At 55.5% G+C, this 17,305-nt stretch carries 9 protein-coding genes; 7 read left to right on the top strand and 2 right to left on the bottom strand.

The genetic code is table 11. The annotated features are described in order from the left end of the window. Positions 1 to 23 precede the first annotated feature (23 nt). The 5 genes from AB1500_01530 (at position 24) to AB1500_01510 (ending at position 10,910) form a co-directional block, all read left to right on the top strand. Complete coding sequence (locus AB1500_01530; GenBank protein ID MEW6181844.1) at positions 24 to 4,973, top strand: PAS domain S-box protein; 4,950 nt, start codon at positions 24 to 26, stop codon at positions 4,971 to 4,973. A gap of 201 nt (positions 4,974 to 5,174) precedes the next feature. Then, positions 5,175 to 8,288: an AAA family ATPase gene (locus AB1500_01525; GenBank protein MEW6181843.1), complete on the top strand. Its 3,114-nt coding sequence runs from the start codon at positions 5,175 to 5,177 to the stop codon at positions 8,286 to 8,288. 285 nt (positions 8,289 to 8,573) lie between these two features. After that, complete coding sequence (locus AB1500_01520; protein MEW6181842.1) at positions 8,574 to 8,963, top strand: response regulator; 390 nt, start codon at positions 8,574 to 8,576, stop codon at positions 8,961 to 8,963. Further along, positions 8,948 to 10,582, top strand: coding sequence for a histidine kinase dimerization/phosphoacceptor domain -containing protein (locus AB1500_01515; GenBank protein MEW6181841.1), 1,635 nt, complete (start codon positions 8,948 to 8,950; stop codon positions 10,580 to 10,582). Before AB1500_01520 ends, AB1500_01515 begins: the two co-directional genes overlap by 16 nt. After that, positions 10,545 to 10,910, top strand: coding sequence for a response regulator (locus AB1500_01510; protein MEW6181840.1), 366 nt, complete (start codon positions 10,545 to 10,547; stop codon positions 10,908 to 10,910). Before AB1500_01515 ends, AB1500_01510 begins: the two co-directional genes overlap by 38 nt. A 36-nt stretch (positions 10,911 to 10,946) precedes the next feature. On the opposite strand, the gene AB1500_01505 is transcribed toward AB1500_01510, so the two are convergent. Together AB1500_01505 and AB1500_01500 are read right to left on the bottom strand one after the other, a co-directional pair. Further along, complete coding sequence (locus AB1500_01505; protein MEW6181839.1) at positions 10,947 to 13,115, bottom strand: PBP1A family penicillin-binding protein; 2,169 nt, start codon at positions 13,113 to 13,115, stop codon at positions 10,947 to 10,949. A gap of 355 nt (positions 13,116 to 13,470) precedes the next feature. Continuing rightward, positions 13,471 to 14,475 carry a VanW family protein gene (locus AB1500_01500; protein ID MEW6181838.1) on the bottom strand — a complete coding sequence of 335 codons (1,005 nt, stop codon included), beginning with the start codon at positions 14,473 to 14,475 and terminating at the stop codon, positions 13,471 to 13,473. Positions 14,476 to 14,973: 498 nt separating this feature from the next. Between AB1500_01500 and AB1500_01495 the strand changes: the two genes are divergently transcribed. Then, positions 14,974 to 15,957: a lysylphosphatidylglycerol synthase transmembrane domain-containing protein gene (locus tag AB1500_01495; protein ID MEW6181837.1), complete on the top strand. Its 984-nt coding sequence runs from the start codon at positions 14,974 to 14,976 to the stop codon at positions 15,955 to 15,957. A 140-nt stretch (positions 15,958 to 16,097) separates the two neighbouring features. Next, entirely contained in the window at positions 16,098 to 17,228 is a 1,131-nt protein-coding gene (gene fbp / locus AB1500_01490) for a fructose-1,6-bisphosphate aldolase/phosphatase (protein MEW6181836.1), read from the top strand. Positions 17,229 to 17,305 lie beyond the last annotated feature (77 nt).

The raw sequence follows: 17,305 nt of genomic DNA, 5'->3' as shown, positions 1-17,305 counted from the left end.
CCGTCTTGAAAGGGAGCAAGTTTATGAAGGACAAGCTCTTCAGCGAAGACGAGATTAAACGCATTCGTGACGCGGTAGAATTCACGTCCAACGTGCTTGAATCCTCGACGGAGTATTCGATCATAGGTAAAGACCTCGAAGGGAAAATCCTGCTGTGGAACGAAGGCGCCCGCCGCATCTACGGGTACGAGTCCGAAGAGGTGGTCGGCAAGGCCAACTCTTCCATCCTCCACACCGAAGAGGACGTGATGGCCGGCAAACCGCAGGAGATCCTTGATGCAGCCCTGCACAACGGCAAATGGGAAGGCACCATCGATCGACGCCGCAAAAGCGGTGAGATATTTGCGGCCCGGGTGGTCATCACGCCGCGGCGCGACGATTCGGGCCAGCCGATAGGTTTCCTCTTGATCTCCAAGGACATATCTCACGAGATGCACTTCACCGAGCAGCTTCGGAAGGCGAAGCTCTTCGACAGCGCCATTGTCAGCAACGCCCAGGAGGCGGTGGACTTCATCACGAACATCCTCGAGTCGTCCACCGAGTATTCGGTCATCGGCAAAGACCTCGACGGCAAAATCCTGCTGTGGAACGAAGGCGCCCGCCGCCTTTACGGCTATGAGCCTGAAGAGGTGGTCGGCAAGGCCAACTCCTCGATCCTCCACACCGAAGAAGATGTGAATGACGGCAAGCCGCCGGAAATCCTTGATGCAGCCCTGCACAACGGCAAGTGGGAAGGCACCATTGATCGGCGTCGCAAAAACGGCGAGCTTTTCAAGGCGCGGGTTGTTATCACGCCGCGGCGCGATTCGCTGGGCCGGGCGATCGGTTTCCTGCTCATTTCGAAGGATATCTCCGACGAAATCCGCCTGACCGAGCAGCTCAAAGCAACACAGTTCTATACGCGTTCGCTGATCGAATCGAATATCGATGCGCTGATGGCCACCGACCCTGTGGGCATCATCAGCGACGTCAATAAGCAGATGGTGACCCTTACCGGCTATACCCGTGACGAGCTGATCGGCTCTCCTTTCAAGAATTACTTTACCGACCCTCAGCGCGCCGAGGAGGGCATCAAACTGGTGTTGCGCGAGGGCAAGGTCACCAACTATGAGCTGACCGCCCTTTCCCGGACCGGCCGTATGACGGTGGTCTCCTACAACGCCTCCACCTTTCGCGATGCCGAGGGCCGGCTGCAGGGCGTGTTTGCCGCCGCCCGCGATATCACCGAGCAGAAAGAGCTTGAGCAAAGGCTCCGTGATTCCGAGGCTTACAACCGCGGCCTGATCGAAGCCTCGGTCGACGGCCTGGTCACCGTCGACCCGGCGGGCATGATCAGCGACGTTAACGCACGCATGTGCCAGATGACGGGTTATTCTCGTGAGGAACTGATCGGTACCCCGTTTATGGATTACTTTGTGGATAGTGAAAGCGCAAATCTCGGTGTGGGCCAAACTTTCGATGAAGGCATGATTACGGATTATACGCTCACCATGGCCACCCGCGACGGACGGCAGTTGGTCGTGTCCTTGAATGCCTCTGTGTTCAAAGATCCGGCGGGCGATGTGCGCGGGATTTTCGCGAGCGCCCGGGATATCACCGAGCAGGCCCGTCTTCAGAAACAGCTTTCTGAAGAACGTACGTATAACCGCGGTCTTATCGAGGCGTCGTTGGACGGTCTCATTACGGTCGATCCGATGCTGAACATCACTGACGTTAATGAGACAATGTGCCGTATATCAGGGTATTCCCGCCATGAACTGGTCGGTACTCCTTTCCCCGATTATTTTACAGATCCCAAGCGCGCCGCCGAAGGCGTCCGGCTGACCCTGGACAAAGGCGCGGTCACCAACTACGAACTTATGTTGCACAGCAAGGACGGCAGGGAGCAACTGGTCTCTCTTAACGCGGCTATCTTCAAAGACGAGTCGGGCGCCGTGCGTGGGATTTTCGCGAGCGCCCGGGATATCACCGAACAGTCCCGGCTCCAGGGGCAGTTGGCCGAGGAGCGCGCATACAACCGCGGCCTTATCGAAGCCAGCGTGGACGGCCTGGTCACCGTGGACGAAGCGATGGTGATCACCGACGTGAATGATACGATGTGCAGCATGGCCGGACGCTCGCGCAACCAGCTCATCGGCTCCTTCTTCCCGACCTACTTCAAGGAGCGCGAGCTCGCGGCGGAAGGCGTGCGTTTGACCTTCAAAGAAGGGTCGGTCACCAACTACGTGCTGACACTGCAGGCGGCTGACAGACGGATGGTACCCGTTTCGTTCAACGCCGCCGTGTTTAATGATGCCTCAGGTAAGGTACGCGGCATTTTCGCCTCGGCCCGAGACATAACCGAGCAGAAAATATTGGAACTGCAGCTCAGTGATCAGCAGTTTTATTCCCGCTCGCTGATTGAATCGAATATCGACGCGCTGATGACCACGGATCCGCTGGGCATTATCACCGACGTCAATCAGCAAATGGAGGCTCTCACCGGCCATGCGCGCGAGGAACTGATCGGAAAGCCTTTGAAGAACTATTTTACGGACCCCGAGCGGGCTGAGGAAGGCATCAGGCTTGTGCTGCGCGAAGGTAAAGTCACCAACTACGAGCTCACGGTACGCAGCAAAGAAGGCCGCGAGACGGTGGTCAGCTATAACGCCACCACCTTTGCGGATGCCGAAGGGAAGCTTCAGGGCGTATTCACGGCGGCCCGCGACATCACCGAACAAAAGAAACTCGAGCAGCGGCTTCGCGATTCTCAGGCATATAACCGGGGCCTAATCGAGGCGTCCATCGACGGTTTGGTCACGGTGGATCCCGAAGGCACCATCAGCGACGTTAACGACCGCTTGTGCCAGATGAGCGGGTACACCCGCGCCGAACTGATCGGCATGCCGTTTTCGGACTACTTCACGGACCCCGCTCTCGCCGTCGCTGTCGTTAATGAAACCTTTGACAAGGGTGTCGTTACCGAGTATGCACTCACCCTGATCAGCCGGACCCGGCGGTTCCTGCAGGTCTCGTTTAACGCCTCGGTCTTTAAAGACCCTTCGGGCAATGTGCGGGGCATATTCGCCAGTGCCCGCGACATCACCGACCGCGTGCGGCTCGAAGAGCAACTCCGTGAGCAGCAGACCTATCTGCGCGGTCTGATCGAGTCCTCGGTTGACGGCCTGATTACGGTTGATCCCGAAGGTTTCATCACCGATGTCAACGAGCAGATGTGCCGGATGACGGGCTATCATCGTGACGAGTTGATCGGCTCGCAATTCAGGCAGTACTTCACCGATCCCGTGCGCGCCGGCACCGGCGTCAAACGCACTCTAGCCGAAGGCGTGGTCACAAACTACGAACTGGTCCTCAAGACGAAAACCGGCCGAAAGGCCACGGTCTCCTTCAACGCCTCGATATTCCGCGCCGCCGACGGGCGGGTGCAGGGCATATTCGCCAGCGCCCGCGACATCAGCCAGCAGGCGCGCCTGCAGACTCAGCTCGTCGACCAGCAGGCGTATAACCGCTCCCTGATTGAAGCCAGTGCCGACGCATTATTCGCTATCGCCCCCGACGGCGTCATCACGGACGTTAACGAAGAGTCGACACGTTTGACGGGTTATTCCCGCAAACACCTCATCAACTCGAGTTTCTACGGCTATTTTACCGAACCGGAGCGCGCCCGTGCCGGCGTGCAGCAAACGCTCGCACAGGGCCGGGTGCTTGCCTACGAGTTGATCCTAATTACCCGCCACGGCCGCCGCATCAGCGTGTCATTCAACGCGGGCGTTTTTTCGGATGCCGCGGGCAAACTGGTAGGCATCCTTGCCGCGGCCCGCGACATCACCGAACAGAAAAAACTGGAACAGCAGCTCCGTGATCAGCAGTTCTATTCCCGCTCCCTGATCGAATCCAATATCGACGCCCTGATGACCACCGACCTCGTGGGCATCATCACGGATGTCAACCGGCAGATGGAACTGCTGACGGGCTTCACACGCGAGGAGCTGATCGGCTCGCCTTTCAAGAATTACTTTACTGATCCGCAGCGTGCCGAGGAGGGCATCAAACTGGTGCTCAGCAAAGGCAACGTCACGAACTATGAACTCACGGTATGCAGCAAAGAGGGCCGTGAGACGGTGGTCAGCTATAACGCGACCACATTTGCAGACCGCGACGGAAAGCTGCAGGGCGTATTCGCAGGGGCCCGCGACGTTACTGAACGCAAACGATTTGAGGAGACCCTGCGGGAGAAAAACCTTGAGATGAATAACGCCAACCTGGCCAAAGACCGGTTTCTGGCCAGCATGAGCCATGAATTACGCACGCCGCTCAATGCCATCATCGGCTTCACCGGTACGCTCCTGATGAAACTGCCCGGCCCGCTGACAACCGACCAGGAGAATCAGCTCCGGAATATCCAGACCAGCGCCAAACACCTGCTCCTGCTTATCAACGACCTGCTCGATCTCGCAAAGGTCGAGTCCGGTAAGATCGAACTCCATATGGAGCCGGTCTCCTGTCGAAGCGTCGTACAGGAAGTCACCGCCGCGCTGCGGCCCATGGCCGAAAACAAGGGCCTCTTATTCACGGCTATGGTGCCGTGTAAAGACATTATCATTAATACGGATCATCGCTGCTTAAGCCAGATACTCCTTAACCTGACCTATAACGCAATCAAGTTCACCGAAAAGGGTGAGGTCAGGGTTGATCTGCGCTGTAACTGTAACAACGGCCTCCAGCGGATCGAATTCAGCGTAATCGATACCGGGATCGGGATAGAACGCGAGGACCAGGAGAAGCTTTTCCATGCTTTCTCGCAAGTGAACAGGTCCGGTTTCGGGGGTCATGAAGGCACCGGATTGGGCCTGCATCTCAGCCAAAAACTGGCCGAACTGCTCGGCGGCCGCATCACCTTCCAGAGCCAATTCGGCAAGGGCAGCGAATTTACGTTTGTCATCAATGAAGAGAATGAGGTAAGTATTCACTGAACATTTACAGAATGGGCAGGTTTTGGGGAGATTTCAAGGAGTCGGCCACGCGGCCGGAGACGCCTGCGAAGGATGAAAATATTGACCGGAGTGTACATAGACGTACGTGAGGATTCGAATGGCGAGCCTGACGAAGCAGGATGAAGCTCATCGCCGCGCTCAGCGAAAGAAGTACTGTTTTCTGAGAAGGGGGGCTGACAAATGGTGATCTCTAATTATGAAATCGAAGAGAAGATGGCTGAAGCTCCTCAAGCTGCGATTTACAAGGCGTACCATAAAAAAAATCCAGGCCGGCCGCTGGTGCTCAAGATCTTGAAAGCGGTCAGCCTGTCTGAATACAAACAGGCCCAATTCAGGCAAAGAATAGAGCACCTCAGGGTCTTAAACGACCCCCTGGTGATTACACCCGTTTCATTCAGCGTGAAAGACGGTATCTGCTTTATAACCCAGGACCATTTTGACGGGGTCACCCTCAAGAGTCTGACGGAAGCGAACCCCCGGATTTCTTTAAGCGATTTTTTCACCATAGCCTGCAGGCTCAGCCGGGCGCTGGATGCAGTCCACGAAGCGGGAATCATCCACGGCGGCGTTAAGACCGGCAATATCCTCGTCGACACCAGCACGCTCGACATCCGGTTGATAGACTTCATCAGCGCCGTGGATGTGAGGGATGTAAGCCATTTTATTTATGACCGTTCTTTTGTGAGGGAAACCCTGTCCTATACCTCCCTGGAACAGACCGGGCGCATTAACCACCGGGTGGTTTTTTCTTCAGACCTGTATTCTCTGGGGATTGTGTTCTATGAGTTGCTGACCGGTCGTCTTCCGTTCCTGTCCGATGATCCCCTCGAGTTGATCCATTCCCACCTTGCCAAGGAAGCGCCCAAGGTCCACGAACTGAATCCCAACATTCCCGTCGCCCTGAGTAAAATCATCGCCAAACTGATGCTCAAACAGCCGGAAAAACGCTACCAGAGCGGCAGCGGGCTCCTTGCCGACCTCATCCGGTGCAGGGATGAATTTTCGGCCATCGGCACCATACGCGAGTTCCCTCTGGAGAAAAGCGTTTGCACCAAAAGGGTTACCTTCATATCTAAAATGGTCAGCCGCGACAGAGAAGCCGAGATCATCCTTCAGGAATACGAACAGGCCGCCCGGGGTACGTTTCGCTCGTTGTTCATTTCCGGGCTCTCCGGCATCGGAAAGACCCGCCTGATCCAGGAACTGCAGAAGCCGATCGTAAAACACAGGGGCTATTTCACCTCGGGGAAATTCGACGTGTACCAGAAAAACATTCCGTACAGCTCCCTTATCCAGGCGCTCAAAAACCTGATGCGGACCTTTCTGACCGAAAGCGACGAAAGGGTTGCGCTCTGGAAAAACAAGATATTGAAAGCCGTGGGCAGAAACGGAAAGGTGCTGACGGACGTAATTCCGGAACTCGAAATCCTGATCGGCCCTCAACCCGGAGTCAAGCAGCTTCCTCCGCTAGAATCGCTCAACAGGTTCCATGATGTTTTCGACCGGTTTCTGACCTGCCTGGCAAGCGAGGAGAATCCGCTGACCCTTTTTATAGACGATCTTCAGTGGTGCGACGTCGCCTCTTTCGACTTCCTGACGAATATTTTAGCCAACTATAAGGACCACCCCTACCTCTTTTTATTGGGGGCTTACCGCCATAACGAGGTGGACCCGAGCCACCCCCTCAGCATCATGGGGCTTCAACTGGGAGAACAGGAAGAGTTCGAACAGGCTTTCAGATACGAAGACCTTGCCCGCGACCTGTCTGCCAGATACCCGAACACCTTCGGCGCTACCCGCGGGATGAACGGGATCGTATGGTGCAACATGCACTCGCGAAGCCACCCGAAGCAGATCGTGGATTATTGTCTCAAGTCGATCCAGTGCGGCAAGAACTGCGGCGATCTGTACAACGCGGGCCTTTCATACGGCCCGTTGATGTGGAACCTTCAGGTCCAGGGAGCGGACCTGTCTATCATCGAAGACGTCGCCAGGGAGTGTCTTCAGTTCTCGAACAGATACCATTTGTCATTCTCCGTAGGTCTTGCCGAAGCGGTGCAGGCGGGCTGTGTCGAGCCGATGAAAAAAGACTATTCACCTGTGTCCATGGAAGAAAAACTGAGGCAGTGGGAGCGGGATAACCACATCGCTTCTGCCGGAAGTTATTATGTTAACATGGCCCTGACGCATTATTATTTCGGCGAGCATGAGGAGGCCGAAAAGTACCTGGTCGGCGTCCGGCGGTACCTGTCGGGTCTTACAGACAACGTGCTGAAAAGACAATGGCATGTCTTTCTGGTTTTAAACGCGCTTAAACTGTATGAAAAGGGCACAGGCTGTAAGAACGAGCATGAATTGCTTGCGGAAATCCGGCCTTTTATTAAAAAGATCGAGACCTGGGCCGGTTTAGGACCTTTACTGGCACCCTATCTTGCCTTTCTTTATGCCGAATTGGAAAGGGTTACAGGCGAGTTTAAAAAGGCCAGGGGTCTTTACCTTGATGCTATAAACACCGCGCATGAACAAAAGTATACGCTTCTGGAAGGGCATCTCAACGAGTGCCTCGGCGAGCTTCTCCTTCAGGCCGGTCAGTGTTCCGAAAGGGTATACTTTGTCGAGGCGGCGCGTCTGTACAGGAAATGCCGTGCAGAACGAAAACAAAGCAGCCTCATCGAAAAATACCCTGAATATTTCGAGGAGGAAAAAACCGCTTATCCGCACTTGGAGGTAGAGCCTCCCTCCTCCTCCTATACCCTGCCCGATCTTGACTTCGAATACCTCATGAAGTTATCCCTCGCCATTTCCGCCGAGATAGAGCAGGAAGCCCTGTTGAAGAAGATTATGAACGTGGTTATCGAGAGCTCGGGGGCGAAGCACGGTTATCTGCTGATCGCAGAAGAAGGCAACCTGATCATCCGCGCGGAAAGTCATATTACAGGAAATGAAGCGGTAAGGACCCTTAATGAAAACCTCGAAGACGCCAGCGACATCTGCAAGGCTATCGTCCGCTACGTATACCGGACCGGAGAACGGTTGATTCTGAACAACGCCTCTCAGGAAGGCGCGTTCAAAGACAATCCGGAGGTCCAAAGCATGCAACTGCGCTCCGTCCTGTGTCTGCCGGTGATCAAGCAATCAAAGATGATAGGGATACTTTACCTCGAAAACCGTCTGTCGGACGCGGTATTTACGTCGGAAAAGACGCAGATGACGGAATTGCTGACGTCACAGGTTGCCATCTCCCTGGAGAACGCGCGGTTGCTGGATGAGATGAAATTATCGGCTTCGAAATAGAGAATTCAAAATCACCGGGCCTGAAATTGGTCGATACCCTGGTTAAAGCTTAAGGGCACCATTGAACCTTCTAAAAACGGCGGGACTGAATTTAAGATTATCTTTACTCCGTTAGCGAAGGCCGCCATAACCGACGATTTGGAAACCGAGGGTCTATAATCAACAGAAAGATGATCTAACGGCTTTCTGTAGTTAACCTTGGAAAAGGCCCCGGAGGCTGTTTGAGATGTGCCAATTGCCGGGCGCGGCTTTGCAATGGCCTTTCAAGGGGGAACTCTGACAGAGATGCCTTACCGAATCTTGGTTATCGAAGATAACCTTACAAATCTGGAACTGATGACCTATCTGCTGCGGGCCTTCAACTATGTGGTCCTTTCCGCGGGGGACGGCACTCAAGGAATTGATTTGGCGCGCCGGAAGAAGCTCGACCTGATAATCTGCGACGTGCACCTGCCCAAGGTGGACGGCTATGAGGTGGCGCGCCGCCTTAAAAGCCATCTCGCTCTCCGCCGGATTCCTCTGGTGGCGGTTACCGCCCTGGCGATGGTGGGGGACCGCGATAAAGTGCTTGCCGCGGGATTTGACGGCTACATCGATAAACCGATTATGCCGGAGTTGTTTGTAAAGCAAATAGAAACTTTTTTGAAGGCAGGATCAAAATGTCTACCATTTTAGTCGTCGACGATCACGTGATGAGCCGGCAGGTCCTTAAAAACCTTCTCGGATACACGGGCCATCGAGCGCTGGAAGCCGGCGACGGCTCGGCGGCGCTGGCGCTTGCATACTCCGAGTGTCCCGACCTGATTATAACCGATATAGTCATGCCGACTATGGACGGATTTGAATTTGTTAGACGGCTGCGTGCCGAGATGAGCCTGAAGGAGACGCCGGTCATCTTCTATACCGCCACATACCGGCTGCCGGAAGCACTCCGCGTGGGCGAGGCATACGGGAAGTGTTGCGTCATCCACAAACCTTCAGACCCGCCCTTCATTCTCCAGACTGTAAACGAGATGCTGGGGTTTTCACTTCCCGGAAGCGCATTGCCGCCGACAACGGACTGCTTCTTCCCCGGCCCCTCGAACGCCGATCTCCTCCAGAGCGTCGGACTGCAACATGCGGCACTGATGGATCTCAGCTTTCACCTGGTGGGCCAGCGCAAGCCGGCGGCGCTGCTGGACACGTTCTGCCGGGCGATGCGGGATATTCTGAGGTGCGAGCATGCACTGCTTGCGGTGCTGGAGGACAATGAACAGCCCCGCTATTTTCGAGGGCGCGGCAAAAACGAACCGCTCGACGTCTCTCCGGCCGAATCGCTTCCTGTGGCGGAAATCCTGGAACAAGTGGTGGCCCGGCGCTCCAAACTTTTGCAGCACCGGCCGCCGAACACTGAGGGGGTGCCAGGTCTCCGGCCGCCTTTTGGATCTTTCCTTGTTGTTCCCTTCGCCACCCCGCGCCGTGTCTACGGCTGGTTTTGTGTGGCGGACAAGCTCGACCGCTCGCCGTTTAATGACGGGGACGGGGAGATAACCGTCGCGCTCTGTGCTCAGGCCGCCATCGCCTACGAAAATATCAGACTCGTGGAAGAACTGCAACTCCGCGCCGTTCAACTTGAAGAATCCCTGCTCGAAACAAAAACCCTGTTTAAAGAGCTTTGCCACAGGACGAAGAACAACATGCAGATCATTTCCAGCCTCATTAATCTTCATATCCTCGCAACAAAGGATGCGGGAATCGTACAACCCTTCAAAGAGATGCAGAACAGGATCCAGGCAATGGCGCTTGTGCATGAAAAGCTGTATAAATCGCAAGATCTGTACAATATTGATGTCGCGAGTTACATAGAGGACCTTACGAAAGCGATATTAGCGGGCCTCAATAACGATGCCAGGAATGTTACGTTAAAAATGGACATTGAAAGCGTTCCCTTTTCTATGAATCTGGCGATCCCTTGCGGGCTTATTATTAACGAGCTCATGTCGAATGCCCTGAAATATGCCTTCCCTAACGGCAATGCCGGGCAAATCAATATCGCGGTTCGCCCCCTTAGCGGCGATGACATGGAACTGGTTTTCTCTGATAACGGCACAGGTTTGCCGGATAACCTGGATATCAAGAAAGCGAAATCATTGGGGTTAAAGGTCGTTTACAATCTGGCCGTAAGGCAGCTTAACGGGAAGATAGAACTTGAGAGGGACAAGGGTACAAAATACCGCATACGATTCAGAAAAAACCAAAGCAATGGAGAAGTGAAGCATGGCTATAGGGAAAAAAGTCTTAATAGTGGAAGATGAGATTCTCATCGCCCTGTCACTTGGAGAACTGCTTGAGTACTGGTCATATGAACTCTGCGAGCCGGCGGCCTCGGGGGAAGATGCCGTCCGCAGGGCTGAAAGTGAACAGCCGGATATAATATTGATGGACGTGAATATCAGGGGAAGGATCGACGGAATACAGGCAGCCAGGGAAATAACCTCGCGGTTCAATATCCCTATTATTTTTATGTCTGGCTATTCGCAAGACGAAATCCGGAAAAAAGCCGGCTTGGACGGCGTGGTCGAATTCATGAGCAAGCCCATGGATCATGACAAACTGAGAAAAACGCTCGAATCAATGACCTAACCCGGCTCTGTGTCTTTGTGGTTATTTTTTTATCCTCTACTCTCTATCACCCGGTTGCGTCTGCCCGTTGTCCGGCTCTGTTTGCGCAGTGCCCTGCGGCACGTAGTTCCTGTTCCACGGCGGAGGACCGCGGCGCGTCTCCGCCGGCGGGACTACCGGCGCGGGAGGCGTCTGCGGCGTCTGGCCGCCGGGCGGGATTACCGTTCCGTCGGGAAGGGTAATCGTTCCGGGGGGCAGAGAGGTGTCCGTTCCATAAGTATCCCCGTATACCGAAGGGACCGTCTCCTGCCCGTAGACCTCGGGAACCACAGGCTTCGGCCGCGGCGGAAGCGGTTCGGACGGTATTCCTTCGATGTCGACCGCCTTCAGCATTATCTTCCGCCACAGCGGCGCGCAGTACTTGCCGCCGTATGCGCGCGGCATCGCCTTCGGCCGGTCCCAGCCTATCCAAACCACGCCCACCATCTTCGGCACCCACCCGCAGAACCAGATGTCTTTGCCCTCGTCGGTGGTCCCGGTCTTGCCCGCGGCGATTGTGCCGATGCGCGCGCCCGTTCCCGTCCCGTAGCGGACGGCGGCGCGCAGCATGGTCGTGATCGCCCGCGCCGTCTCCCGGCGCATGGCGCTGCCGCGTTCCGGTTTGTACTCCTCCAGGATGACGCCGTTGGGCTGAAAGATGCGCGTAACCGCGGTCGGCCGGATATACTCGCCGCCGTTGGCGAAAGCCCCGTAAGCGGCTGCCATTTCCAAGGGCGTCACACCGCGGTTCAGGCCGCCGAGCGCCAGACTCAAACCTTCGTTCGCCGTATCGAGCTCGATCCCGAGCTTGCCCGCGAACTCCACGGCGCGTCCCAGTCCGACATCATCCAACAACTCGACCGCCACCACATTAACCGAAAAAGCGAGGGCGTCCTGAAGGGTTACCGCACCCCGGTATTTGTCGTCGGCGTTCTTCGGCACGTAGGAGCCGTAGCGCACCGGCTCGTCTATTACCGTTTTTTCCGGCGACATCCCCGCATACTCTATCGCCGGCCCGTAGGCGATGATCGGTTTGAACGCCGAGCCGGGCTGCCGTTTCGCCTGGACCGCCCGGTTAAACTGCCGGTCGACCGTGTGCTCCCTCCCGCCCGCAAGGGCGCGGATGCTTCCGGAATACGGATCGAGGAGCACCACGGCGGTCTGCGGCTGCAAAAGGCCGTTCGCGTCGCGCTCGGAAGGCGGGAAATTGTTTTTGTTCCTGATCTCTTCCTCGACCGCCCGCTGCGCCTTGATGTCCAGTGTCGTGTAAATCTTAAGCCCCCCGCGGAACAGCGCCGACTCCCCGTATTTCTTTTCCACCGTGGCGATCACATAATCCGTAAAGTCGGGGTAAGGATATTCCGTTCTAACGGTGGCGCCGCGGTCGAGATTTAAAGGTTCACCGCTTGCCTGCTCCTCTTCTTCAGGCGTGATAAAACCGCAGCTCAGCATTTTATCCAAAACCACATTCCGTTTGGCAACCGCCTCTTCGGGGTTCCGGTAAGGATCGTAGTAACTCGGCGCCTGCACCAGACCCGCCAGAAGCGCAGCCTCAGCGAGACCCAGGTCAGCCGCGTTTTTATTAAAATAGGTGCGCGCGGCCGCTCCGATCCCCCATGCCCCCTGGCCGAAATAAACCCGGTTAAGGTACAGCGCCAGTATCTCGTCCTTGGTGTAATGGCGTTCGAGCTGCACCGCCAGGAACATCTCCTGGATCTTCCGCTTTAAGGTTTTAGAGGAAATCAGAAACGCGTTTCTCGCTAACTGCTGGGTTATGGTGCTGGCGCCCTGAACAGCCTTCCCGTGGGTGAGGTCGGTCCATAGGGCCCGGACGATTCCCCGCGGGTCGACCCCCGGGTGCTGCGAGAAGCGCGTGTCCTCCACGGCGATCAATGCCTGTTTTATATCGGGAATAATCTCCTTCTGGGGGACCGGGATGTAGTTCACCTTGCCCAGGGTGGCGACGACCGTCTTGCCGTCGGCGGCGTATAGGGTGCTGGGCGCGCCGAACTGCAGGCTGTCCATCTGCCAGGGCGGCAGGTCCCGGATCGCCGTGTATACCACCCATCCGCCCGCGGAAACGGCGGAAAAAAACGCAAACAGCACGGTCAGCAGAACCGCCGACCGCATGGTCTGTTTCCGCTTCGCCCTTTTTTCTTCCGCCGGTGATAGATCAGTCTTAGCCAACTTGACTCCCTCTAAAAAAAAGATGTTCAAAGTTCGAAGTTCAAGGTTCAAGGTTTAGAAAACACAAAAGCGCAAGCGGTTGATTTTCACTCCGGCGGCCGCAATGGATCGTGGTGAGGAACTCCCTGCGTGATCGTCCCTACAAGTTATACTCGCAGGCGTATCCTTTATGTCTTTAGCAAGCGAGTATAAATAAGGTCAATTTAACAATATATGCTATTTCGCCCCGAACCCCGATGCTTCCTGCGGCAATTATAGGAAATTAAACATGCGCATACTCGAACTCGCGGAAAATAAAAAACCGCATCGAGGTTATTTCCAAAGTCAGGTTTCCACCAACCGTCTTACGGTTTTTTTACTGTGTATTATGAAGGCTCTTCGTTAAAGAAGCGGTAAAAAGATTAACCGCTTCCGGTGTTTCCGGCGTAATCTTTTCTCTGCAGACAACCACGGCGTGCAGGACTGAATCCCACCGCGCTTCGAAACCGAAGTCTTCGGCCCAGCGGACGGGAACAAAGACCGTGCCGTTCAGTACCGGCGGCGGTTCAACCATGACGGTTTTCTCGAGGATGCTTTCCGGGGAGACTCCTAAAGCCCTCCTCAACCCGTCGACCGGAACGAACATCCGGCCCCCGCGGACGAAAGGGGCCGCCTCCAGGGTTGTCTTCCAACCGTTAAGGAAACACAGGGTTTGCCCCTGAAGGAAGACGGACTCCCGCTCGCCGCCGCCAACCCCGTCTTTCATGACCAGTTCCACGGTCAGCTTTTCGGTTTCGTTTCCTGTCTTCACCGTAACCGGAACGGGAAGCGTGTTCTGAAAACGATAATCCCAGGTCCCGTAGAACACCGCGGCGTCATCGCGGTCCGGGGCGTACGGCGCCTTAACGCCGTGGTTGTGCAGCTCTAAAACCCTCAGGCCCGCGTTTACCACAGCCCGGTGCAGCACGGTGGACGCCTGGCACACGCCGCCGCCGAAATCAGGCTTGTAGACATACCCGGACCTGCTCCGGAACAATGACCGTCCAAGCAGAAAACCGCGGGAGGCGGTGCGCGGCCCCACGGTTTTATTGAAAGAAAACACGCTCTTGGGCGGGACGGTCACCCCGTCAATCATATCCAGCGCCAGAACCGCGTTTCGAAAGTTGACGTCGGGAAGACTGACGACGGACCCCGTACCCAGCATAAACCCCCCCGGCGGATCGTAGACGTCCCGGCATACCGTTTCAACGGCGGGGTCCGCGTATATCTCACCGGATGTCGATACGGGATGGTTGACCATCACCCGGTCGTCGGCGAAAGCCGAAATCGGGCAGAGCAACAGAAACAGAAGCAACTTCGCCCATATGCGGTTGTTGAACAATGTTTCAAACACTCCTGCAGTAAAAAGACTTTGGATATTACAAGAACAACTGCCGTTTGTAAACCACCAAGGCGTTTAAGTAAAATTCGTGCTTCTTTTTCTTTTTATATAAATCCTTATTTCGCTATGATTCAACACTTTTCCTGCAACTAATTCCATATAAACAATATATTGACGCCATGTCCATTTTACTGAAAATATTCAAGTTATTACAGGGTCGTATCGTTCAATAAGGAGATAATTATGAATGGACTCTCCGGGAACCACCACTTTTTATCGTCCGTTCTTTGTTGTATTCATCGGTCATACCTGTTCTTTGGGCTCTTCCACGAAATCCCTCGCACTTCTGACGCCCCTGTTCCGGTTTCAAAGGCGTGCTGTTTATCTCCGGCGGCTCTGATAAATACTGAAGGAAGTTTAATATACGGGACGAACTGTTTTAGCGTGCCGGCAGGTATCGGCGTTTTTGAAAAAAAGAACAAGTTGTAGGGGAACCGCATGTACCGTTTTCTTTTCGCGATTCTGCTGTTTTTTACGGCATTGTTCCTGGCCGGGCATTACGCCGAAAGCCGGAAACTCCTGATGACCTTAAAACAGGGGAACCCTTACTGGGTCCTGGCGGCATTGGGGTTTGAGTCGTTGCTGATCGTCAACCGGGCGGGGTTTTACCACGCCGTTTACCGCGTGGCAGGGATCCGGGAGTCCTGGATGCGCCTCGTGCTGCTGGTGTCAGCCGGGTCTTTCGTAGGCCTTGTGACACCCGGCGGCTCTTTTTCCGTGGCCGCGTTTATCGTTGCCGATGCGGTTAAACGAGGTGCCACGCTGGCCCGGGCGGTGCTTGTCAACATGATTTATTACCTTTGCGACTACGGCGCCTTCTTTGTGGTCTTGATGACGGCCTTCGGTTATCTCTGGATAAACAGAAGCCTTACAGCGTACGAAGGACTGGCGGCGGTTCTGCTGCTGGCGTTTTTAGGGGTACAGGCTTTTCTCCTGGCGGTTGCGGTTCACCGGCCGCAGACACTGATGCGTTTGGCCGGCGGCGCGGTGAGGGCCGCAGTGGTTTTCCCACCCGTGAGACGCAGGAACCTTGAGGAAAAGGTGGACCGTTTCGTTCATAATCTTCTTGAAGGGGTGGAATGGCTCTCGCGGAAACCGCACCGCATCCTGCGGGTGGCGCTGCACGCGCTCCTGGTGGAAGTCCTCGGCATCTGCATCCTCGGCACGGTTTTCATGGCGTTCGCCGGCGGGGTGCCTCCCGGAACACTGATCGCCGGTTACGCCGTGGGGGTGCTCTTTATGATTATTTCAATCACCCCTTCCGGGGTGGGGGTCGTTGAAGGCGCGATGGCCGCAACGCTCGCTTCTCTCGGGGTTGATTCCGAAACGGCGGTGCTGGTCACCTTCGTTTACCGCGGTATTACGGTATGGCTGCCCTTTTTGGTCGGCATCGTTTGTTTCAGGGTGGTGGGACGGAAGTGAAACAAGGGGCGGCCAAAAAACTGGAAGGATGCCGCCAGAGCCGGAAAAAAATCTACAAAAACCCAATCATTAAGGAGGAATAAAGGACGTACTCATAGAATTAGTATAACACATTTATTTTTAGAGGAGGAGAAAAGCAGATGGGTAAAAAGCTTACGCTTTCCGTTATCAAAGCCGATGTCGGCGGTTTTATAGGTCATTCCAGCGTTCACCCCGAACTTCTTGAAAAGGCACGCGGCACTCTTTCGGGCAGCCCTTTACTCATAGATTTCTACGTTGCACATGTCGGTGACGACGTCAACCTGGTCCTGACACATCAACTCGGGCGGAACAACGGCGAGATTCACCAGTTGGCCTGGGATACCTTCGTCGCCTGTACCGAAGTCGCCAAGAAGCTCAAACTGTATGGCGCGGGCCAGGACCTGCTCTCGGACGCCTTTTCCGGAAACATCAAAGGGCTCGGACCCGGCGTGGCCGAAATGGAGATTGAGGAACGGACGAGCGAGCCGATTATCGTTTTCATGGCCGACAAGACCGAGCCCGGCGCCTGGAACCTCCCGCTGTATAAGATATTTGCGGACCCCTTCAATACGATCGGCCTGGTGATCGACCCTAAGATGCACTCCGGCTTTCTTTTTGAGGTCCGCGATCTGATCGATGACAAGAAGATTACTTTCGCCGCCCCCGAAGAGATTTACGATATGCTGATTTTTATCGGCGCGCCCGGCCGTTACTGCATCAAACGGATATTCCACAAGGACACCGGCCAGATCGCGGCGGTCTCCAGCACCCAACGCCTCAACATCATGGCCGGACGGTACGTGGGCAAGGACGACCCCGTATGCATCGTCCGCTGTCAGAGCGGTTACCCGGCGGTGGGAGAAGTACTTGAACCTTTCGCCCACCCGCATTTGGTTTCCGGGTGGATGAGGGGCTCCCACAGCGGTCCCCTGATGGCCGTAGGAGTCCGGCAGGCCACCCCGACGCGCTTCGACGGGCCGCCGCGGGTTGTCGCGCTCGGTTTCCAACTGGCGAATGGACGGCTTATAGGTCCGCAGGACCTCTTCGACGACCCGGCCTTCGACCGGGCGCGGGATGAGGCGAACCTCATCGCCGATTATATGAGACGCCTTGGGCCGTTTGAGCCGCACCGGCTGCACCTCGACGAGATGGAGTATACCACGATGCCGATGGTCATGAAGAAGCTGAAGGACCGGTTCATCGACCTGCGTGCGGCCAAGGCGGCAAAAGAAAAGGCCGCAAAGGGTTAAATATAAATCTTAGGAAAAAGAGAGCGGTGGCGTAAAGTCCACCGCTCTCTTTTTTGCAGTCCCGTTCTGACTATTTA

Source organism: Bacillota bacterium (assembly GCA_040755295.1).
GTDB lineage: Bacteria > Bacillota > Desulfotomaculia > Desulfotomaculales > Ammonificaceae > SURF-55.
Note: the sequence above shows the minus strand (reverse complement) of the source record. Positions and strands in the feature narration are given on the sequence as shown.

What these genes read in the sequence shown, in the direction of transcription:
- AB1500_01530 (MEW6181844.1), top strand. Translation starts at nt 24, where the DNA reads ATGAAGGACAAGCTCTTCAGCGAAGACGAGATTAAACGCATTCGTGAC.
- AB1500_01495 (MEW6181837.1), top strand. Translation starts at nt 14,974, where the DNA reads ATGTACCGTTTTCTTTTCGCGATTCTGCTGTTTTTTACGGCATTGTTC.
- fbp (MEW6181836.1), top strand. Translation starts at nt 16,098, where the DNA reads ATGGGTAAAAAGCTTACGCTTTCCGTTATCAAAGCCGATGTCGGCGGT.
- AB1500_01510 (MEW6181840.1), top strand. Translation starts at nt 10,545, where the DNA reads ATGGCTATAGGGAAAAAAGTCTTAATAGTGGAAGATGAGATTCTCATC.
- AB1500_01515 (MEW6181841.1), top strand. Translation starts at nt 8,948, where the DNA reads ATGTCTACCATTTTAGTCGTCGACGATCACGTGATGAGCCGGCAGGTC.
- AB1500_01520 (MEW6181842.1), top strand. Translation starts at nt 8,574, where the DNA reads ATGCCTTACCGAATCTTGGTTATCGAAGATAACCTTACAAATCTGGAA.
- AB1500_01525 (MEW6181843.1), top strand. Translation starts at nt 5,175, where the DNA reads ATGGTGATCTCTAATTATGAAATCGAAGAGAAGATGGCTGAAGCTCCT.